Below are 20,813 nucleotides of genomic sequence, written 5' to 3' on the forward strand. Positions count from 1 at the left end.
CAACGTTAGACTTTATTAACTTTATTAAAACGTTCTATTTAGTTTCTTGTTTTAAATACCAGCTAGATTAAAATTTAAATTTGTTTTTTACTTAAAAGAATAGTCAAATTACCTGTTTAAGATTAGGCATATTTAATTATAACTTTAGCCTAAGAAAACCTGATTCAGTAAGCCTCAATTAAATGTTACACCTATCTTCTAAAAGGCAACTTCTGTTATTATTCAGCTTTTATTGTTTCTCTATTGTTATTGGTTCCTTCTTCAGTATGCAATTACTGAAGTTTACTTCTGGTCCGGCCACTAAATTATCTCTTATTGTTATTTCCATTTTTGGTTTTTTAATACCGTCATACCTTGCTTTCAGAGTATTCAGTCAAGGCAAACTATCCAGCTACTGGCGATTAGATACTGGTTTTAGTTTTAAGTCTTTTCTTCTATCGGTTCTTATTATGGGCTGTTGTATTATTCTGATGAACTGGTTAGCCGAAGTGAACATCCAGATGCCTTTGTTTAATTGGATGAAGAAAGAAGAGGTAGATGCGAGCAATAAATTTCAGCAATATATTAAAATGGATAGTTGGCAACAACTTCTGCTAAACCTGACTGTTTTTTCTCTTATCCCCGCCTTTTGTGAGGAAGTATTTTTTCGGGGCACCATGCAGCCACTATGGTATAAATGCCTGCCTAAACCCTGGCTTGCCGTATTTATTACAGCTTTTCTATTTAGCCTGTTGCATTTCCAATTCCAAGGTTTCTTGCCCAGGTTCCTGGCTGGAGTAGTATTCGGAGGTATATTTTATTTATCGGGAAGCCTCTGGCTAAGTATCAGCAGTCATATATTGTACAATAGTTCTGTTGTTTTGCTCAATTATGCTAATCAACATAGTCAGGTAAATATTATTTCTCTTGGTAAAATATTATTAAACCCATTATTACTTATTGTTGCTGCTTTGGGAATGGCAATTTTATTTTTCCAAATGTATCAAGGCCGATATAAAAAGTACTATTATAATAAGTAAAGAGCCACAAGTATCTGGATATTAGATATTAGACTTTTGTTGGTATAAGTAACAGAGTACCAATCTAATATTTTGTTGATCTCGACATCCAGTATATCAAACTAATTTTGTCCAGTTACTTAGTAACTAAATACTTGAAGCTAAATCCTCACTTAAAATATTTTACCTCCCCTATTTTCAGTTAAAACCGTATAAGCTGATTAATTCTAGTAAATCAGTAGACATTTATAGAAACCTGATTTTTTCTTTTTTACTTTTGCGGCCAGTAAATGCCTCGCTTATAGTTTTTGCTTTTTAATTATTGTAGCATGAAATCTTCTGCATCTTTAAAATTATATCCTTACATCTTCGCATTACTTATTTTATTTTTTGCCTTTGGTTGTAAACCTGAACCTAAAGTTCTAAAACCTGGTATGTGGCGGGCTGTGCTTACTATTTCGAACCAGGAACTACCATTTCTAATGCAGGTTGTAAAACAGCAAGATGGCAAAACGGTAGCTTATTTAATTAACGGCGAAGAAAAAATCTTACTCGACGAAATTTCCATTGACGGCGATTCGGTTAAAATTCCTCTCCATATTTTTGATGCCGATTTAAAGGCGCATATCAACGATCAGCAAGACGGGATGAAAGGCAAATGGACCCGGTATCATCTGGAAGAGCCTTACCAGGTTTCTTTTAGCGCTAAGTTAGGGCAAGATTACCGGTTCTCAAAAAAACCAAAACCAGCTACCTATAATTATACCGGCAAGTGGGATGTGCTGTTTAAATACGACGATGGCACTGAAGAAAAAGCCGTTGGCGTTTTTGAGCAGCAGGGTAACCAATTAAAAGGCACTTTCTTGAGTACTACCGGAGATTATCGCTATTTAGCCGGGGAAGTAGACAAAGAAGAATTGCGTCTTTCTACTTTCGATGGATCGCACGCTTACTTATTTAAAGCCAAGCCCGATGATACCAACAAAATAAAAGGCGATTACTGGGCGGGTAAATCCGGCTATGCATCCTGGACGGGTGTACGCAACGAAAAAGCCGTGTTACCTGCCGCCGACACCTTAACGTATTTGAAAAAAGGCTACAGCAAAATTAGTTTTTCCTTCCCGGATTTAAATGGCCAGAAAGTATCGCTCAACGACGAGAAATACCGCAACAAAGTGGTAGTGGTGCAATTACTCGGCTCCTGGTGCCCCAACTGCATGGACGAAACCAAGTTCCTGGCACCATTCTACGAAAACAATAAAAACCGGGGTATTGAAATTATTGGACTGGCTTACGAACAAAGTCCGGAGTTTGAGCAGGCTAAACCCCGGGTAGAAAGAATGCGCGACCGCTTGCAAGTAGGTTACGATTTACTAATTGCCGGTTCCCGCGACAAAGACGAAGCTGCCAAAACTTTACCCATGCTCAATCACGTTTTAGGATTTCCGACTACAATTTTCATCGATAAAAAAGGCGATGTCCGGAAAATTCATACCGGTTTTTCGGGACCAGGCACAGGTAAATACTACGATGAGTTTGTGCAGGATTTTAACCAGACCATTGAAAAGCTGGTAAATGAGTAGTATTTTTTAATATGAGTTTTGAGTAAAATACTTATGTCATTTTATTCAAGACCCTCAAACTTCGGCTACTTGATTGGCTTCAACTGTTGTTAAATCTCCGGTTAAAAACGCTTATTTCCCGGCACTCACCGGCATCCGGGCTATAGCTGCTTATCTGGTTTTTAGCGGCCACGTTGATTTAGGAAAATCCGTTTTACCTCCAGAATTATATTTAACAATAAAAATGGCGGGGCATTCCAGCCTTGCTGTTTTTTATGTGTTAAGTAGTTTTGTTATTACAACCCGCTACCAGGAAACTCTTTCTTTTGCAAAGAATCAATTCGTGCCTTTTTACTTAAAACGTTTAGCACGTATTTACCCAGCTTATCTTATCTTAACCGTTCTGGTACTTTGTTGGCAAAAAGATTTTAATGCCTGGCATTGGTTTATAAATCTTACTTTTTTAAAAGGGTATTTTAATCAGGAAAAATTTTCCGGTATTAGTCAGGCGTGGTCTATTTCAGTGGAAGAGATTTTTTATTTACTGGCACCCTTACTTTTTATATGTTTTCGGAAGTACGCTAGGCAAACTCTTATTAGCTTGTATGCGGCTGGCTTTGCCTTGGTTTACCTGGCCCAATTAGCAGGTAGTAAATCCTTTATGCCGCATCCCGAGTTTATGCTGGAGTACACTTTCTTTGGACGCTGCTTTGAATTTTATTGTGGTTACTGGCTGGCTAATTACTATAAAAATAACTACTGGAAAAAAGAACCGGCTTTTACGCGCCTTACGTTAGTTGGTCTGGCTTTATTATTTATTTCTTTAATTGCCATCACGTTTTCTACCCATCAAGCTATTACAATTTTCAACAATATTCCGCTTATTGTTCTTCTGAATAACTTTTTGCTGCCACCAGCAATTGTACTATTTTTTTATGGTTTATTAACCGAAAACACTTTTATTAACCAGATACTAAGCAGCTGGATTTTTCAAATATTGGGTCGCCATTCTTACGCTTTTGCCCTACTACACGCCGGTTTGTTTTACGAGTTTCTGTATTTCCATCTAAGTACGAATAAGCTGATTATATTTTTATTCCTTAATGTGCTGGCAGCGGCTTTATATAATTTTGTAGAAGCACCTATTTACCGGTCGGTTAAGCAGAAAGTGCGGTTTAGTTTTAAATACAGTTAAGTAAAGAGACACAGGTATCAAGATATTAGATGCTAAACTTTTGTATTTAAGTAATGAAATGTTAACTCTTCTTCGCTACAATCTTGATAGCATGTATATAAAATTGATTTTGAGATATTATATCAATAGTAAGCAGTATTTACTATAACAGACTTTAATGTTGTTCTTTGGAGCCTTTTCAAGCCTCCATGTGATGGTTCCATCTTATTTTAGAAGTAACCAGTTTGCCTCGTGGCCGGCGGGCCTCGTTTGGCTCTTCCGCCCTCGCTAGCCTTCCTTTCCTCGACTCCGTCTGCGGAATGCCTGCGGCACCGGAACCCTAGCAGGTGCTCCACAGCCAAACTGGTGTCTTTGCAATTAGCTACGGCTTTTACTTTTTTAGTAGTATTAGATGGTATGAAGCCGAATTTATTAGATTCTGAGGAGAGGGGAAGCAGAACAGAAAGTTTAATTCTCATCATTAGTAGCCGCCCATTAAAACCCTTCTTCTACTTCTTACATTATACAAGATGTAGAAGAAAAGCAGCAGCTACCAGCAATGACACCAGGTTGGCTGTTGAGGGCATTTTAGCGTTCCGGTGCTGCAGAGCAGCATGGCGCAACGCAGTGAGCCAAGGTTCGCTAAACTGCCCGAGAGAGCCAACCGAGGCCCGCCGGCCACGAGGCAAACTTGAAATATCAAACTAGATAGTACCTAAGCATGGAGACTTGGAAAGGCTCCAAAGAAAACACTTACTACCAAGCAAAACCTATGGTATCTTTTTGACACGGTTTGAAATTACTTAGTACTAAATCGCATAAACAATGCCTCTCTATTTTTCCAGTAAATAGTAAATATTTAAAATAAAAAACCGTAAACCCGTTAAAAAAAATTCTGTTTCTGAGGACTATTGTCCTTCCACTACTTATTATTTGTCGCGTTCTATAGTGAACCGGATAAGTTGCTCGAGCGAGGTTCGGGAAGGGGAAGGTTCGAAGGTATGTAAAATTTCCAGGGCTTCGTTGGCAAACTGGTGCATGAGAGAAATAGCGTATTCCAGGCCACCCGAACTTTTAACAAAATCAATTACTTTGGCTACTACCTGGCTTTTGCCATTGTTGTTTTTAACGTTGTAAATCATTTGCCGCTTGGTAAGCCAACTTGCTTGTTGCAAGGCATAGATCAACGGCAAGGTCATTTTCTTTTCTTTAATATCGATGCCCACTGGTTTGCCAATTTCGGCGGTACCGTAATCAAACAAGTCGTCTTTAATCTGGAAGGCAATACCTACTTTTTCGCCGAATAAACGGGCTTTCTCGATATGAGTAAGGTCGGCGCCCGCCGAAGCGGCTCCTACTGCACAGCAGGAAGCAATAAGCGAAGCAGTTTTTTGCCGGATAATATCAAAATACACTTCTTCGGTAATATCCAGGCGGCGGGCTTTCTCTATTTGCAATAATTCGCCTTCGCTCATTTCGCGCACCGCGTTCGAAACAATTTTAAGCAATTCAAAATCATTGTTATGCAACGAAAGGAGCAGTCCTTTTGAGAGCAGATAATCACCTACTAAAACGGCAATTTTATTTTTCCAGAGCGCATTTACCGAAAAAAAGCCGCGCCGGTAATTGGCGTCGTCTACCACATCGTCGTGCACCAGGGTGGCCGTATGCAGTAATTCAATAAGGGCTGCTCCGCGGTAAGTAGCATCCGAAATGCCGCCGGCAAACAAGTTAGCCGAAAAGAAAACAAACATGGGCCGCATTTGCTTACCTTTTCGCTTTACAATGTAGCTCATTATCTTATCGAGCAACAACACTTTAGAACGCATCGACTGGCGGAATTTAATTTCAAATTCGCGCATTTCCTGGGCAATCGGGGCTTGTATCTCGTCTAAAGTTATATTCATTTTGCAGGCGGCACAATATTACAATGCCCGCTATTTGAATCCAAGTAATCGAATAGCAAAATATTAAAGTGTGTAAACATCCTAATTGTTATAATCAACCTTAAAAAAATTTTCATTCCCTATTATTAAGGCTATACAAGCTTACAATCTGTTCCGTCTTTATGCTTCTTCTGGTTACTTGACTTGGCTCCGAATCAGGCACCCAGGCAAGAAGTTCTGCTTTAGCTCCTTTCCAGAAGTTTATTAAAATGGGGCGACATTTGATACCGTAGAGGAAAATTTTAACTTTGTATTCATAATGTTTAAAACTACCCCGAAATATATCCGTCCCGTATTTCGACATCTAACGATTGTTGTAGTTTTTCTGGCGGCATTTCTATTTTTTTTAGATCGGACCCAAGTTTCATTCTCGCCTATATCTCCGGCCACTGCCACTAAAGTAGTTGCTAAAGCAGCATATAGCTTAAATGCAAAAAGCCTGACCCAAAAAGTTTCTTTAAAGGTTTTTAAAAAGAGAACCTCCCTGGAAGCTATTTTGCCTCTCCAGCCTCTATCGTTTAAGTTGCCGGTGGCAGCATTCAAGCTTGTTGCTAATAGCTATTCCGTTCAAGGCTTTTCTTTTATCTCTCAGCAGCTAAACTTAATTCTATATGCAGCCAGAGCGCCAGGAAAAAGCTTAATTTCCAAAATTTTCACCATTACTATTCAACCAAACGCTCCTTAGCGTTTACTTTTTCTTCCTTATCCGCTAACCCCGCTGATTTGTTATTTTCCCTTGTTCTTACCTTGGGTTAACCACTCTTTTCTATAGTTCTTTAAGCCAGCTTTTTCTCGCAGAGCTGTTTTCAATCAAAAAATTTTTATATGATCCACGTACCTCAACTTATAATAGATTTAGCTTTTATTTTAGGAGTAGCAGGAGCAACTACGCTCCTGTTTAAATGGTTAAAACAGCCCTTAGTTTTAGGATATATTATTGCGGGTTTATTAGTTGGCCCTAATTTTCCGTATCTTCCTTCTATTGCCGAGGTAGAATCTATTCAGATATGGGCCGAGATCGGCGTTATTTTTCTTCTCTTCAGTCTGGGGTTGGAGTTCAGTTTTAAAAAACTGGCCAAAGTAGGTGGTACAGCCACTATTACTGCTGTAACCGAAGTAGTTGGTATGCTGTTACTTGGCTACATTACCGGGCAGTTATTGAATTGGTCGTTTATGGACAGTGTTTTTCTGGGCGGCATTTTATCTATCTCCTCCACTACCATTATTATCCGGGCTTTTGATGAGTTGGGAGTTAAAAGTCAAAAGTTTGCGAGTATTGTATTTGGTATTCTGGTAGTAGAAGATTTAGTAGCTATTTTATTGCTGGTGTTACTTTCCACGGTAGCCGTGACCCAACAGTTTGGCGGAACTGCTATGTTAAACTCGGTAGTAAAGCTGGCTTTTTTTCTTTCGGTGTGGTTTTTAGGGGGCATTTACCTGGTTCCTACTTTTTTAAGAAAAGCCAAGAAGTTAATGAACGAGGAAACCTTGTTGGTTATTTCGGTGGCGCTTTGCCTGTTAATGGTTATACTGGCTACCAATGCGGGCTTTTCGCCGGCTTTAGGCGCCTTTATTATGGGTTCTATTCTGGCCGAAACCATTTACGCCGAAAAAATTGAACATTTAACGAAGTCGGTAAAAGAGCTTTTTGGGGCAGTATTCTTTGTATCTGTGGGCATGCTGATTGACCCTAAAATGTTGGTGGAATACGCTGGCCCGGTAATTATCATAACTTTCATTACTATTTTTGGCAAAGCTTTAACCAGCGGTTTGGGAGCCCTTGCTTCCGGGCAGCCTTTAAAACAGGCCATTCAAACCGGGTTAAGTTTAGCCCAAATCGGAGAATTTTCCTTTATTATTGCTACCTTAGGTTTAACCCTAAAAGTAACCAGCGACTTTTTATATCCGATTGCCGTTGCCGTTTCGGCGATTACTACTTTTACCACTCCCTTCCTGATCCGTTTTTCCGAGCCCTTTTATAACTGGGTAGAAAGAAAATTACCCGAGAGTTGGAAAAAATTCCTGATTAATTACAGTTCCGATGCCCAAACCATTAGCAGTGTTAGTGACTGGCAAGTAGTTTTGCGCTCTTTCGCTCAGCCCATTATTACTAATTCGGTGGTGTTGATCAGTATTATTTTGCTTACCACTAATTTTCTGGTACCATTTATTACCAATGCTATTCCGGTAGAACCTTGGGGGCGCTTGGCGGCCGCTATTATCTCGCTATCGTTAATGGGGCCATTTATTTATGCTTTGGCCATAAAAAGAATCAGAAACCGGGCTTATTCCCGGTTGTGGCAAGATAAAAAATACTCCCGCGGACCGTTGGTAGCCCTCGAAATAGCCCGTATTGTTCTGGCTTTGCTGCTGGTTGGTTTTATGCTGGATCAGTTATACTCTATCCGGGTGGCCTTGCTTATGGCCTTTATTTTAATCGGGGTTATATTTCCTTTATTCCGGCAACGGTTACGCAAAACTTACGAACGCATTGAACAACGGTTTATCACTAATTTTAACGCCCGGGAAGCAGAAGAACCGGCTAAAAAGCTCTTGCCCTGGGATGCGCACTTAGCTCATTTTGTAGTTAGCCCCGAATCGACTTACGTGGGCAAAACGCTGATTGAACTCGGTATCCGGGAGAAATTTGGAGTAAGCATCGCTCAAATCGACCGAGGCCGGCTTACCATTCCGGTTCCGGCGGGTAAGGAAAGATTATTTCCGGGAGATAAAATAACGGTAATAGGAACCGATGAGCAGCTTAGCCATTTTAAAACTTTTATTGAAGTAAGTACCCCCCAAGAAGATACAGAAACAGCACAACCATCTGTTGGGCTCCGCCAGCTAATTGTAGATAAAAAGTTTCCTTATTTTGGAATGACCATCCGGGAGTCCGGAATCCGGGAAAGGACCCACGGATTAATTGTAGGAATTGAACGAAACGGCGAAAGAATTTTAAACCCGGATCCTTCAACGGTATTCCAGTTTGGGGATATTGTTTGGCTGGCCGGTGATCAGCGTTTAATTCGGGGAATAGAACAAGCCGCTTTCCTAACAACGGAATCTTTAAACCCCACCAGATAGAAAGTAGAAGCGTGCTAAAAGAAAAATAACAAGAGAGCCCAGCAGTTTCAAAAAACAGGATTGTCGGAAATAGTAGTTTGGAACAGTTTTTCTACTTACTTCCGTCATCCTGAAAGGACCTAACCAATTTAGAGGGACTGCCGCAAGGTGGTCTGGAAAGTTATAGCAGGTAATCCCCCTTACTACCAACAAGCCGTTCTTCTTTTCTGCCGGTTAGTTCCTTTCAGGAAGACAAAAGTGAAAGAAGTAGCCATCATCAAACTATTGTTCCAGCAGGTTTCCGATATTTCTGCATTCAATACCTATCGGATTGGCTTCTTTTAATATACTCTTAGGGTATTTAGTAACTACTACCTGGTATTAATTCTATTCTTTAACCTTTGTACTAAAACCTATAATGCTTTATATTTTGCTTTAGGTTTTAGTTTGGTTATCTTTTATTAAGAACGCCAGGTAATAAGGAATAAATTTACTTTTTTCACTCACTTAGGCATTTAACCCTGTTTTCGGATTTCCAGCTTACTATACTCTGGTGCTGATTAGGTAAGAGCTATTCCGGAGATCACTGCTTAATAAACTTTCTCACTATTACTTCTTTCTTTGATTCTCCTACCAACAAATAAATACCTGGCTCTAAACTTTTTACATTAAGTTTTCCGGAAGAATCTTTGAAGGTAAGTAACTGTTGGCCTTTTGTATTAATAATTTTTATAGTATCAAAACGGGAATTTCCTTTTTCAATATAAAGATAATCTGAGGTAGGATTCGGGTATAATTTCAAAGCTGAACTTTTAATCGGATCTTCTAAGCCGGTAATTATACCTTTATTATAAAGCCAAAGCTGCCGCCCCGAGTGATTGGACTCTGCCAGGAAAAACAAGTCCTGCTCGCTAAAAGTAAGATTAGAAGGAGTAGAACCGGCTGAACCGCTATTTAAATCAAACACTTGCCTGGTAGAAGAAGAAGTGCCTTCGGTTTGCCATATTTCCGTTCCGTTTGCCGGAGAATAAGCCCGGAAATACAGACGCTCAGCATTATTTACTAAATTCTTCGGAAACGATCCAGTTGCGCCTTCGTTAATATCCTGGATAAGTATTGTGCCCGTACCTGTTCCATCCGTTTTCCAAAGTTCCGTTCCATGGGAACCATCATTTGCCGAAAAGTAGAGTGCGCCTTGAAAGAGAGTATAGTCCGTAGAACTTAAAACTGAACTGGCAGTTCCCGGATTAATATCCGCAATTAAAATTGTCCCTTCTGCTGACCCATCAGATTTCCAATATTCTCTTCCGTATTCTGTCGTGTACGCGGTGAATACTACTTGCCCTTGAAAGCTGACTAAATTAGCGGGGTTAGAAGAATATCCTTTCCCTATGTTCTTTACTTGCTTAGTTCCGGTCTGGGTACCATCTGAATACCACAATTCCGTTTCTTTCTGGTTTTCTGCTTTACCGACAAAGTAAACTTTGTCTTCTACGGCCGTTAAATAATTTATAGAAATTAAATCTTTCAGTTTATATGTTCCGTTTGGAGTGCCATCGCTGCGCCATAAGTCTTCTCCGCCTCCTTCAATTGTAAAATACACCAACTTACCGGCAGCTACTATCTCTTTCATGGAAGTATAATTAACTTCTTTAAAAGTTTTAATTAGCTCGGTTTGGGTTCCATCACTGCCATATAAAACATAATAATCGTTTACGCGGGCACTAAAATAAATTTTATCCGGAGTAGCAAGAAGTTGGTTGATGTAGGAGAATTTAGAGATTTCATTTAAACTACTGATTTTGCTAGTGCTTTCTGCGGTACCATCGCTGCGCCAGAGTTGGGAACCATGTTCTTCGGTATTTGCTACAAAGTACAGGAGATTATTAAATACAATTAATTGCCGGGGTTCGGCTGATTGACTTCCTGCCCAAATATCTTTTACTAAATGCTTTTCGGCGGTGACTTTATTGTACACCCATAACTCCAATCCATGAACTCCATCATCGGCGGTAAAGAATAATTTATCGTTTAAGAGTACAGTAAAGGCATTATCTAACCCGTACTTAGATGCGTTAATATTAGCTAGTAAATGAGCATTAGAAAAATCAAGCTCAGATTGCCAAAGTTCAAATCCTTCGTCTTCGGAGAAAGCAGGAAAGTAAATCTTTTGGTTAAAATTTACTATTTCTCTCCGTACATCTTTTAAATTGGTAAGAGGTAACGTATTGGCCGGAGTTAAATCCGTAGCCCAGGTTTGCACCGGGAAAGAAGGGGTAAAAAAAACAAAGCGGTTGGCTGTAACCTGTTTTATTTGAAAAAGACTATAATCAGTATAAATAAAAGGTCTTTCTAAGTTAGTGGCAATTTCTTTTATTTCTTCTACCTGGTAAGTATCTAATTTTAACTTCAGCAATGCTGTTTCACCGCCCCTACTCTTACCCATAAAAGTTAAATTTTTACCGTCGGTGCTTAAATTAGAAATCCCGTAGTACTTATCGCCTGACTGGTCAAATATTTTTTTTGTTCCTGCTTCAGTTCCGTCCGATTCCCAAATAAACAAACGAAAATAATCAACATCATAAAAAGAAAAATAGAGCTTATCATTGACCTTTAATACATCGGCAAAATTAAGGAGATCAGTTGCATCGTGTACAGCTTTAATGGGTACTGTATTCTCTATTGAACCATCCGTTTTAATAATGCCCACCGAGGTTGGATAAGAGAATAAGACCGGGCTTCTAACCACAAAGTATAATTCATTTTTAAACTCAATATACTGAGTTGGAGCTGCCGACCCGTTTGGATTAGCACCATTTCCGTCCAGTTCTTCCGTTATGGGAAAGGTACCAGTAGTGCTACCATTGCTGCGCCAAACCCGGCTATTATTACTTCCTTTGGGCTGAAAAGTGAAGAAAAATAAATTATTGGCTTCTCCTTCAAAAGTGGGAGTATTCCAAATAGGTAAATCTTTTTGGAGCATGATGGTGCCGGAGGCCGTTCCATCGCTGCGCCATACCTGAAGTAATTCGCCTTCTTGTACCAGAAAGAAAATGTAATTACCCGCTACGGTTAGTTTTAAAAAATTAAGATTACTTAGATTCGAAATTTGATTTGTTCCTTGCTCCGTTCCATCCGAGGACCATATTTGATTGCCATTTTCGCCGTTATTGGCAATAAAAAACAATTTATCTTTAAAAACTACGGCGCTTTGTTTAAAAGAATATTGGATGCTGCTGCCCTCTCCCGGAAAAATATCTTTTAAAAGCTTGGGTTTGGCACTGCTTTCATCGTTCATCCAAATCTCCCGGCCGGCATCTTCTGTGGTGGCTTCAAAGAAAATTAGATTTTTATACGAAATAAAACCACCAGGACTGGAACTCTTATCCTCTGTTTTAGAAGCAAAATCCGTTAATTGGGTTTGGGCATTTAAACAGGAAATAGAAAAGAAAAGAGTAAGAAGTAATAAAAGTAAATTTTTATGCATAGGAGAAAGTGTGCTATTAATAAACCGAAAATATTTTAGCACTTACTCCGCGGTAAGAGGTAATATAAGCAGAAGAGTATTTAATTACTAAATATAAACGGAACAAGGTATAAATCTATAAGAAAAATTATAATATAGCAAATTATATATTCCCGGTTTAAGAAAAGATATTCTTACCCACAGAGGGTAGAAAATTGGTAATGGTCAAGAGGAAATTATGAAATATTTTAAGCTATGTTTAGCAATATTCTGCTTAGGAGAATATTTGTTTGGGGCATTAATAGAGATAGAACCCAGGCAGGAAACACCAACAAAAAGGCGGTAATAGAATAAGGGCAGTACCGACCAGCTTACAAAATAAAAATTATTTACTTTTTTGATCAGGCTAATTATTAACCTTTTACAATTAGCCTGATCAAAACTTTTATGATAGCTCAGAGTGCAAGTAAAACGCGGAGAAACATCAAGCACTTAACTGCTTTACAAAATCTTCGTGGTTCCACTGAATTTCAATTTGATCTATTTTATTGGTACGGTTCAGGTGAAAAATAAAAATATGATCGCTGTTAAAAGTTTTCCCTTTGTTTGGAATACCCGCAAAATCTTTGGCCTGGGTGCCCGAAATGAGTACCTGGCATCGAACCAAATCACCTTCCGAAACAATAGCATCAATTGTATTATTAATATTAGGGAAGCAATCAATTAACAGGGTCCAAAGATTTTTCCCTAATTCGCCTATTTTTCCGCGGCCTGCCTCCCCTAAAGGACTAAAAAATACTTCTCCTTCCGGGTCGCAAAAACTCATCATTTGGGCCACGTCTTTATTTTGGTAAGAAAACATGAAATGCACACAGGCATTTTTCATTTCAATTTTTCGGGATTGTACGTTCAACAGTTCCATACTATTATTTTTTGGGTTTTTAGTAGATTATAATGTAAAGCTACATTCACTACCTGGCCCTATATTGTAAAAATGCGACAAGTGAAAAAGTACGCTTAACTATTCTGTTTTAGATGATGAATAAGCTCGGCATTACCATTTAAATACTCAGATGGCGACCGGTAAACTCGGTAAAATCTTTTATAAAGTGAGATTGGTCGTAATAGTCAGAATCAAAATACAAATCTTGCCAGTTAACTTCTCTTTTTCCAGCCATTGAGGCGCAAAGGTGCCCTAAGCGCCTTAATCGGGAATAAAATTTTGGACTTAATCCTACTTTCTGAAGAAATTTTCGTTCGAACTGGCGGCGGGAAATTGCGTACTCCGCGCATAGTTCGTTAATATTAACCTGACCATACCTTTCTACAATCTGGTTGGCGGCTTTATCAATTACGTCTGGTATGGGGCAGTTTATTTCATAAAAATGTATAAGAAATTGCTCCAGGTATCTGGCTTTCGCGCTAGCATTTGCTGCTCCTTTAATTGCTTCAACAATATTTTCTATGAACGCAACGGGTAGTATTGCCTTTAAATCGGTTCGTTCTTCGGTATAGGCATACATCGAAATATTAAAAATAGAAGCCGCGCCCGTTGGTTTAAACACAATAGCGGCGGTTCCTATTTTCCCGGGAAAATGTAAGGCATAACTGCGAGTTAGCTGACCCACAATAAATTGGCGAGGTACTAATTGAAGGGATTGATTTTTAGAGGTTACAAAATAATCGTCGGCGTAGTTAAACACAATTGCGGAAAAAGCACTGGGCGGAGATTCCACTATTAGCTTTTCTATTACGGGTTCATCATTTTCCCACACGTAATAGCACTCCACGTAAGGAGATAGCACCGGACAAGGCGAAAATTTCTGATATAGCATATAAACCCAGCTAATTATTTCTAAAATAGCAGGTTAACAGTAGAAATCAAACGAGCATTTACTTTTTTACAATATTTAAATGGAAGGCAGACAACTCTTTAGATTGAAACCTGTTTACCAGGGGAATGCAGCTTTTGGCTAACCAGATAAAATAAAAAAAGGTGATCAGATAACCAATCACCTTCTTATACCAATTTATATACTTAATTATCCGTTATTTCCATTTTCTTCCTGGCCTTTTTTACGTCTGCCCCGGTATCCACCACGCTTTTTAACCTTTAAATCACCGGATTTTGCTCTTTCTAATATTTGCTCTAAGTTTTCTAGTTCAGATTTTTGAGTAGCCAGGTACTTATCCAGCGAAGTTGTTAGGGCATTTAGTAATTCTTTGTTTGCGGAAGCTTCCTCTAATGTTTTAAGAATTTCGGTAATGTTAGCAGTTGCCATTGTTTAGTAGTTTTGGTTAAAATATATCTGAGTTACAATATTACGGCTAAACTATTAATAACCAAAAATTATAACAAAGTACAATTACATCCACAAGTAAAAAAGTATATTTTTTGCACTAACCACCTACAAAATTTAGAGTTTGAATCTGTTTCAACAATGTTTAAAGCACAAAATAGTAAATAAATTATTCTTAACCGTTCGGGTTTTATACCCGCATCCATTTTAATACAAAACTAAGTAGTACTTATCATTTATAAATTACGGTAAAGTTGCCCTTTTTAAAATTTTGAAATAAAAGCTAATAGATAATTCATTGTTTTTAAAACTAAATAAAAGAGTAGATGAAGATATTTACATGAACCAAATAAAATAAAACTTAACTCCGGGGCGTTACATTATTTATTAAAGAATAGTTATTCAATTTTTATGCGTGAATGGTAAAGAGGCAGCCCAACAAACAGTACTTAACTAATATATTAATAGCAAGAACGGGCATTTAGTATAAATAATAAAAGGAATGAAACTTTTATTACTACCATTAACCTTAACGCAATAAATAGTAATTACTAAACAAAGAACATGCAATTTATTTTTCACCCTTTGTTTCATTTAGCCCTAGGGGTTACGGGTATTGTAAGTACGGGAGTATTAGTAAAGGATATATTATCTATCCGAAAACAGTTGCTTATTGAAACAGGCAAAATCAAGAAAAAAAATTAATCCTTAAATATCACTAATCAAATATGAGCCTCAGGAAAGCAGTAACAAAACCGTCTCTAGATTAGTATTTAATTAACGTTATTTTATTTCTCGTTCTAATAAATTGATTAAATCAACTTTGCTTCTCTATTTAATTAATTTGTATTTAGTCTTGTAGCTGACGAGGTTTTACCCCATACAGGAATAATTATTCTCCTACTAACTCCATCTGTTTTTACTGCTTAAAGAAATCCAGAACTATCAAATAATTCTAATTTGATAGGAGCACTTCAAAGTAATTAATTCTAATAATCATTTTTATTAAAATACCTATTTTCAGAACATCAGAAACCTGACAGCTAATATAATTACTAGTACTAAATCAGGTTTTCTAAATGCTAAACTTCCTTACCTCTTTTTTATAAGAGCTTTATAATCTTATAAAAAAGGACTGCTATCTGCCGCAGTAGAATCTATACCAGTATTGTACTTTATTCTGTTATTTATGCTGATGAATATGTGAATGATTCTTTTTATATTGGGTCTTTTACATTTTTCTATGAAGCAAAACCAAACACGGACACTTAGGGCTAGGCTTTTACAGAAGAACCTGATTTTAATTTTTCTTAGCTTTTTAGGGGTTGGGTGCCGCGAGCAGTCCGGATTTCCGGCCGGAGAATGGATTGACTTGTCTTATGATCTATCTAACCAAACAATTACCTGGCCTACCTCCGATGCTTTCCAATTAGATACTGTTTCGGCGGGCATTACAGAACAAGGTTATTATTATTCGGCTTATAATTTTTGCGCTTCCGAACACGGGGGAACGCATATTGATGCGCCTATTCATTTTGCCCAAGGACGGAAAACGGTTGACCAGCTTTCTTTAACACAACTTACCGGACCAGCCGTAAAAATAGATGTTAGCCGCCAAACCGCCCAAAGCCGGGATTACCAGGTGCAAATAGCCGATATCCTGAACTGGGAAAAAGAAAATGGCCGGATTCCGGATGGTAGTATGGTATTGTTACAAACCGGGTTCGGACAATATTGGCCTGATGCATTAAAATACCTGGGAACCGATAAACGGGGACCAGAAGGAGTGCAAAATTTACATTTCCCTGGTTTAGCGCCGGAAGCCGCCACCTGGTTAGTGCAGAACCGAAAAATTAAAGCCGTAGGAATTGATACTGCCAGTATTGATTACGGACAATCGCAACTTTATGGCAGCCACGTAACGCTAATGCAACAAGATATTCCGGCCTTCGAAAACGTAGCTAATTTAGAGAAAGTACCCGTTACAGGTGCGCAAATTATTGCCTTACCCATAAAGATTAAAGGTGGTAGTGGCGGCCCTTTGCGCATTATTGCCTTTATACCGAAAACCACCCGTTAAGTAAAAATTATACTTTTATTTCTGGTAAGGCAACAAAATACCAGAATCTTCTGCAAAAGTATTTAGTGCGGGCAATAAAGTAAGTGAAGTTACTTATTTTATTGTTTGTCCGAGAAATGGCACTACTTGGGTGGGATTGCTTTTAAATCGCAATTTTCGCGACGCATATTGTATGCCAGGTTTACAATTTTCCAACCCTGGGGCGAGCGGTACAATTGAAACACATCTACGCCACAATGGCTAAATTTACCCGCGTTAAAGAAAGCGTACTCGCACCAGTACGATGCCAAATCGCCGTCGACTTGTACTTGTCCGTTCCAGGATCGCTCGTCGAGCGTTTGAGCAGGCCGCGAGGCGAGCATACTTAAAAATTGTTTGCCGGTAGTTTCGCGGGTTACAATACCTCCTCCCGGGTTTTGCCCAATAATAATTATCCGCAGGTTAGGAGCCATAACCGATCGGGCGCGGGTAGTATCGCTGGCCCGCATACTATCAAACAAAGTCTGAACAGCATTTTCTACGGCTTTTTTATCGGCCGCTACATTTGGAGTTGATTTTGTTTGTGCTAGCAAAGGAGCCCCTAACAACGAGCATAGTAAAACAACAAGGTATCTCATGGGTAAAAGTCTGGCTTTAATGAAGTAAGATTTAGTAAGGCGCACCTCCGAATAGCTGATTAAAGATAAAGAAACTCTTCCAATTACCCCGACTTTACCGCGATAACATTCAGCGAAACTGCCTGGATAATACTTCTATTAAATTAGCTTAGAGTTTCATATGGGCTATTTAGTAAATACTCAAATCTTAGTAGCCGAACAATGCACATTTTAACATTTGCAACTGCTTAGTTAGCAAGAGTTAAAAACAAATTATGGGATTTTTGCCGGTTACATTTTTCTGTTTTTTTATTAAATAATTTTAGGTAACTCCGGCAACTTATTTCGCGCAAAAACGAAAAATAAGAAGAGCCATCTGCCCCGAAGGTTTGCCTCCAATACATTAGAATTCTGCTTCTCTAAAGATATACATAACATGAAAAACAAGGAGCTTTTTAACGATACCGTAAAGATTCTGGTGAACGCTTACCTGAACAACTCGTTGGTGCAAGGCAATTGCCATGCCTGCGCAGTGGGCAATATTATTGCGGCTAAAATGAATATTAAGTACGACCGGGATTTAAAGTGGATGGGTTGTCAGGTAGCCTGGCCGCAGGTTTTTGTAACGGTAAGCTTTGAAATTGCCCAAGTAAGACGCCCATGGAACCTCACCGGGCCAGCAAAAGAACAGATTAATGCTACCGGTTACTCCTGGCAGGAACTCGCCCAGATAGAATATGCTTTTGAACGGGCACCCTGGGCCAAGACGCAGGAGGAACGCATGTTTAACGGTTTAATGGCCGTAGTAGAAGCCTTAAGTCAAATCCACGAAATGGACGAAAATACTAAATCAGCGACTAAGGGATTGTTTCTGAAAGACTAAGTAGTTGCCAATCACCCGCATCAACCTTTAAACAAACTTTGTAACTGGCTCCAGAATACGTGAAGGCTCATTCCGGCCATAACCAACACCACTAATACTCCAAATATAGTAAGCCAAACCGGATGCCGGTAAGTACCTACAATATTTCGTCGGTAGGCGGCAATCAGAATGGTACTTAAGGTAACAGGCAAAATAAACCCATTGAGTGCCCCCGCTACAATCAGCAATGTTATGGGTTTACCAATGGTGATAAAAATTAAGGTAGATACTACAATAAAAGCAATAATTATTTTGCTTTCGTGCCGGGGAATGGATGCGTGAAACGATTTAATAAAAGAAACTGAGGTATACGCCGAACCAATAACCGAGGTAATAGCAGCCGCAAACATTACCACACCAAATAATTTATAACCAAAATTTCCTGCGGCTTGGGCAAAAACCGAGGCAGGCGGATTAGCCGCCTCAATGGGTAAACCTTGGGTTACCACTCCCAAAGAAGCCAAAAACAATAAAATTCGGATAACAGAAGCGACGGCTATTCCCGAGATAGCACTGGTTTTAATTTGAGGTAATGCACTCGTTCCTTTTAAACCGGCATCTAATAAGCGATGTCCGCCCGCAAAAGTAATATAACCGCCCACCGTGCCGCCTACTAAGGTAATAATAGCCATTAAATCTAATTTATCCGGAGCAAAGGTTTTCTCCAGCGCTACTTCTACGGGTGGGTGAGCCGTAAATACCACGTATAAAATTAGTAATATCATTAACAGTCCCAGCAATTGGGCAAAAAGATCCATGGCTTTGCCTACTTCTTTTACCAGAAAAATACCAATTGCCAATCCTGCCGAAACTATTGCGCCTAACTCCGGCGAAAAACCCAATAATACCTGCAAGCCCAACCCAGCTCCGGCTACATTCCCGATGTTAAAGGCCAGTCCACCCAGCACAATTAAAACAGAAATAAAAGTACCTAAACCCGGTAATACCAAATTGGCAATATCCTGTGCCCGCTTTTCTGAAACCGCAATAACGCGCCAGATATTTAGTTGCACTCCCATATCAATCAGGATAGAAATGAGAATAACAAACCCAAAGCTAGCGCCTAATGCTTGTGTAAAAACGGTTGTTTGCGTTAAAAATCCTGGTCCAACCGCCGAAGTGGCCATCAAGAAAGCTGCTCCCAGGAGCACCCTCCATTTACTTTCTGGCTTCATACAATTCTGTTGTAGGTGGCGGCCCGAATTTGAATTTTTTCCTGTTGCAGCGTTTCGTTAATCTTTTTAGCAAACGCTGCCGCGTGCGCACCATCGCCGTGAATACAAATAGTATCGGCCTTAATCGGAATATCACTCCCGTTTTGTGCGCGAACAGTATTGCTTTTTACCATTTGTATTACCTGGTTTAGAGCTACCTGCTCTTCGGTAATAAGGGCGTTGGGTTGCCGGCGGGGCGTTAAAGTTCCGTTAGGCTGATAGGTACGATCACTAAATACTTCATTAGCCGTTAGTAATCCAAACTGTTCTCCGGCTTGAATCAAGGCACTACCAGCCAATCCGTATAAGAAAGCTTCCGGATTTACTTTATGAACTGCTTCGGCTATAGCTTGCGCTAAAGGCAGATTTACCGCGGCCATGTTGTATAAGGCACCGTGGGGTTTTACGTGGTGTAAAGTACCACCCGCCGCTTTTACAAACCCAGCTAAAGCGCCCACCTGGTACACTACCATATCATACGCTTCCTCAGGTGAAACTATTATTTCTCGCCGGCCAAAACCTACTAAATCAGGCAAACCTGGATGGGCCCCAATGGCTACTCCGTGTTGCAAAGCTAGATTTACCGTTTGCTTCATTACGGCCGGATCACCCGCATGAAAACCGCAGGCAATATTTACCGAACTTACATAGGGTAAAATGGCTTCATCGTTGCCGAGTTGGTACACTCCAAAGCTTTCTCCTACATCACAATTTAAATCAATGGTTAAGGTGGGGTTGCGCATTTAGAATCGATCAGAAATTTTTATTGTAATTTATAAATGGCTGAAACTTCGTAGACAAATCTAAAAGTTAGGTTTAAATTTTCTTCTGTTTTGCTTTTGAAAGATTGCATCTTTCAAGGGGAGGGTTCTAACTTGTTTGATAAGTCCCTGTTAGCTCCTGGCCGCGGGGCCCCGTTTGGGCAGTCGGGCGGTTTAGCGAACCTTGGCTCACTCCGTTGCGCCATGCCTCCTGCGTCGGCACCGGAACGCTAAAAGGCCCTCCTTGCCCAAACTGATGTAGTTTATTCTTAGCTACGGCTTTCCTTAGCTTTCACGGCTTAACTTAATTAAAAATCATGAGAGATAACTAAGTTGATTTTAAGGTTAATAGTATCTGATGATGAATAAAAGTAAAGCTATTTTTTAGCTCCTTCGTTGGTAAACTTACTAATTCACCCTCAAACTTTAAAAGTAGTCTTATAGGAAAGGGATAAGTAAGTAGACAAATTAAAATATACAGGATAAGTTGGGGTAAAAGCTCCCCTCCTAAGTTTAGGAGGGGCAGGGGTGGTTGTTTTTTATTAAAGCAGCGAGGGAAAATGAATATTTATTTTTGTCTAAGTACTTATAAGATTTATTTAAAATTACTTTCTCTAAATAAAAGTCAGTTGAGAAAATTAACTCGTACCATTTAGAAAGAAAGTAGCTTGGCAAAAAGTGAAATAGTTTTTTTTTAGCGAAGCTAAAAAAGGATATGTAGGACAAGGATG

General features: G+C 39.3%; 18 protein-coding genes. 9 read left to right on the forward strand and 9 right to left on the reverse strand.

What is annotated here, in order from left to right; genetic code table 11:
- Positions 1–518 precede the first annotated feature (518 nt).
- The 3 genes from HUW48_RS18810 (at position 519) to HUW48_RS18820 (ending at position 3,755) form a co-directional block, all read left to right on the forward strand.
- Complete coding sequence (locus tag HUW48_RS18810; protein ID WP_182412407.1) at positions 519–1,019, forward strand: CPBP family intramembrane glutamic endopeptidase; 501 nt, start codon at positions 519–521, stop codon at positions 1,017–1,019.
- Between the two features lie 308 nt (positions 1,020–1,327).
- Positions 1,328–2,581: a peroxiredoxin family protein gene (locus HUW48_RS18815; protein WP_182412408.1), complete on the forward strand. Its 1,254-nt coding sequence runs from the start codon at positions 1,328–1,330 to the stop codon at positions 2,579–2,581.
- Positions 2,582–2,654: 73 nt separating this feature from the next.
- Positions 2,655–3,755: an acyltransferase family protein gene (locus HUW48_RS18820; protein WP_182412409.1), complete on the forward strand. Its 1,101-nt coding sequence runs from the start codon at positions 2,655–2,657 to the stop codon at positions 3,753–3,755.
- Positions 3,756–4,284: 529 nt separating this feature from the next.
- On the opposite strand, the gene HUW48_RS27360 is transcribed toward HUW48_RS18820, so the two are convergent.
- Together HUW48_RS27360 and HUW48_RS18825 are read right to left on the reverse strand one after the other, a co-directional pair.
- Positions 4,285–4,416: a hypothetical protein gene (locus tag HUW48_RS27360; protein ID WP_262891456.1), complete on the reverse strand. Its 132-nt coding sequence runs from the start codon at positions 4,414–4,416 to the stop codon at positions 4,285–4,287.
- 247 nt (positions 4,417–4,663) lie between these two features.
- Positions 4,664–5,641 carry a polyprenyl synthetase family protein gene (locus HUW48_RS18825; RefSeq protein ID WP_182412410.1) on the reverse strand — a complete coding sequence of 326 codons (978 nt, stop codon included), beginning with the start codon at positions 5,639–5,641 and terminating at the stop codon, positions 4,664–4,666.
- A 298-nt stretch (positions 5,642–5,939) separates the two neighbouring features.
- On the opposite strand from HUW48_RS18825, the gene HUW48_RS18830 reads away from it, so the two are divergent.
- Together HUW48_RS18830 and HUW48_RS18835 are read left to right on the forward strand one after the other, a co-directional pair.
- On the forward strand, positions 5,940–6,365 hold the full coding sequence (locus HUW48_RS18830) for a hypothetical protein (RefSeq protein WP_182412411.1): 426 nt from the start codon (positions 5,940–5,942) through the stop codon (positions 6,363–6,365).
- Between the two features lie 140 nt (positions 6,366–6,505).
- Positions 6,506–8,764: a cation:proton antiporter domain-containing protein gene (locus tag HUW48_RS18835; RefSeq protein ID WP_182412412.1), complete on the forward strand. Its 2,259-nt coding sequence runs from the start codon at positions 6,506–6,508 to the stop codon at positions 8,762–8,764.
- A 562-nt stretch (positions 8,765–9,326) separates the two neighbouring features.
- On the opposite strand, the gene HUW48_RS18840 is transcribed toward HUW48_RS18835, so the two are convergent.
- The 4 genes from HUW48_RS18840 to HUW48_RS18855 all read right to left on the reverse strand — a co-directional run bounded on the left by HUW48_RS18840 (position 9,327) and on the right by HUW48_RS18855 (position 14,491).
- The gene (locus HUW48_RS18840; RefSeq protein ID WP_182412413.1) at positions 9,327–12,230 is read right to left on the reverse strand and encodes an ELWxxDGT repeat protein; all 2,904 of its coding nucleotides are present in this window, start codon (positions 12,228–12,230) and stop codon (positions 9,327–9,329) included.
- 463 nt (positions 12,231–12,693) lie between these two features.
- Positions 12,694–13,131: an ester cyclase gene (locus HUW48_RS18845; protein ID WP_182412414.1), complete on the reverse strand. Its 438-nt coding sequence runs from the start codon at positions 13,129–13,131 to the stop codon at positions 12,694–12,696.
- Positions 13,132–13,270: 139 nt separating this feature from the next.
- The gene (locus HUW48_RS18850; RefSeq protein ID WP_182412415.1) at positions 13,271–14,044 is read right to left on the reverse strand and encodes an AraC family transcriptional regulator; all 774 of its coding nucleotides are present in this window, start codon (positions 14,042–14,044) and stop codon (positions 13,271–13,273) included.
- 207 nt (positions 14,045–14,251) lie between these two features.
- Positions 14,252–14,491: a hypothetical protein gene (locus HUW48_RS18855; RefSeq protein WP_182412416.1), complete on the reverse strand. Its 240-nt coding sequence runs from the start codon at positions 14,489–14,491 to the stop codon at positions 14,252–14,254.
- 582 nt (positions 14,492–15,073) lie between these two features.
- On the opposite strand from HUW48_RS18855, the gene HUW48_RS18860 reads away from it, so the two are divergent.
- A complete protein-coding gene (locus HUW48_RS18860; protein ID WP_182412417.1) occupies positions 15,074–15,214 on the forward strand; it encodes a hypothetical protein in 141 nt (46 codons plus the stop codon).
- 538 nt (positions 15,215–15,752) lie between these two features.
- Positions 15,753–16,589 carry a cyclase family protein gene (locus HUW48_RS18865; protein ID WP_182412418.1) on the forward strand — a complete coding sequence of 279 codons (837 nt, stop codon included), beginning with the start codon at positions 15,753–15,755 and terminating at the stop codon, positions 16,587–16,589.
- A gap of 122 nt (positions 16,590–16,711) precedes the next feature.
- Here the strand turns inward: HUW48_RS18865 and HUW48_RS18870 are convergent, their stop codons facing one another.
- On the reverse strand, positions 16,712–17,206 hold the full coding sequence (locus HUW48_RS18870) for a nuclear transport factor 2 family protein (RefSeq protein WP_182412419.1): 495 nt from the start codon (positions 17,204–17,206) through the stop codon (positions 16,712–16,714).
- Positions 17,207–17,621: 415 nt separating this feature from the next.
- On the opposite strand from HUW48_RS18870, the gene HUW48_RS18875 reads away from it, so the two are divergent.
- Positions 17,622–18,068 (forward strand): hypothetical protein, encoded by a 447-nt coding sequence (locus tag HUW48_RS18875; RefSeq protein WP_182412420.1) that lies wholly within the window; start codon positions 17,622–17,624, stop codon positions 18,066–18,068.
- A gap of 20 nt (positions 18,069–18,088) precedes the next feature.
- Here the strand turns inward: HUW48_RS18875 and HUW48_RS18880 are convergent, their stop codons facing one another.
- On the reverse strand, positions 18,089–19,282 hold the full coding sequence (locus tag HUW48_RS18880) for an NRAMP family divalent metal transporter (protein ID WP_182412421.1): 1,194 nt from the start codon (positions 19,280–19,282) through the stop codon (positions 18,089–18,091).
- On the reverse strand, positions 19,279–20,064 hold the full coding sequence (locus HUW48_RS18885) for a LamB/YcsF family protein (protein WP_182412422.1): 786 nt from the start codon (positions 20,062–20,064) through the stop codon (positions 19,279–19,281). Before HUW48_RS18885 ends, HUW48_RS18880 begins: the two co-directional genes overlap by 4 nt.
- A gap of 96 nt (positions 20,065–20,160) precedes the next feature.
- On the opposite strand from HUW48_RS18885, the gene HUW48_RS18890 reads away from it, so the two are divergent.
- Positions 20,161–20,316 carry a hypothetical protein gene (locus tag HUW48_RS18890; protein WP_182412423.1) on the forward strand — a complete coding sequence of 52 codons (156 nt, stop codon included), beginning with the start codon at positions 20,161–20,163 and terminating at the stop codon, positions 20,314–20,316.
- Positions 20,317–20,813 lie beyond the last annotated feature (497 nt).

Origin of the sequence: Adhaeribacter radiodurans (genome assembly GCF_014075995.1) — a bacterium.
In the GTDB taxonomy this organism is placed as follows: Bacteria; Bacteroidota; Bacteroidia; order Cytophagales; family Hymenobacteraceae; genus Adhaeribacter; species Adhaeribacter radiodurans.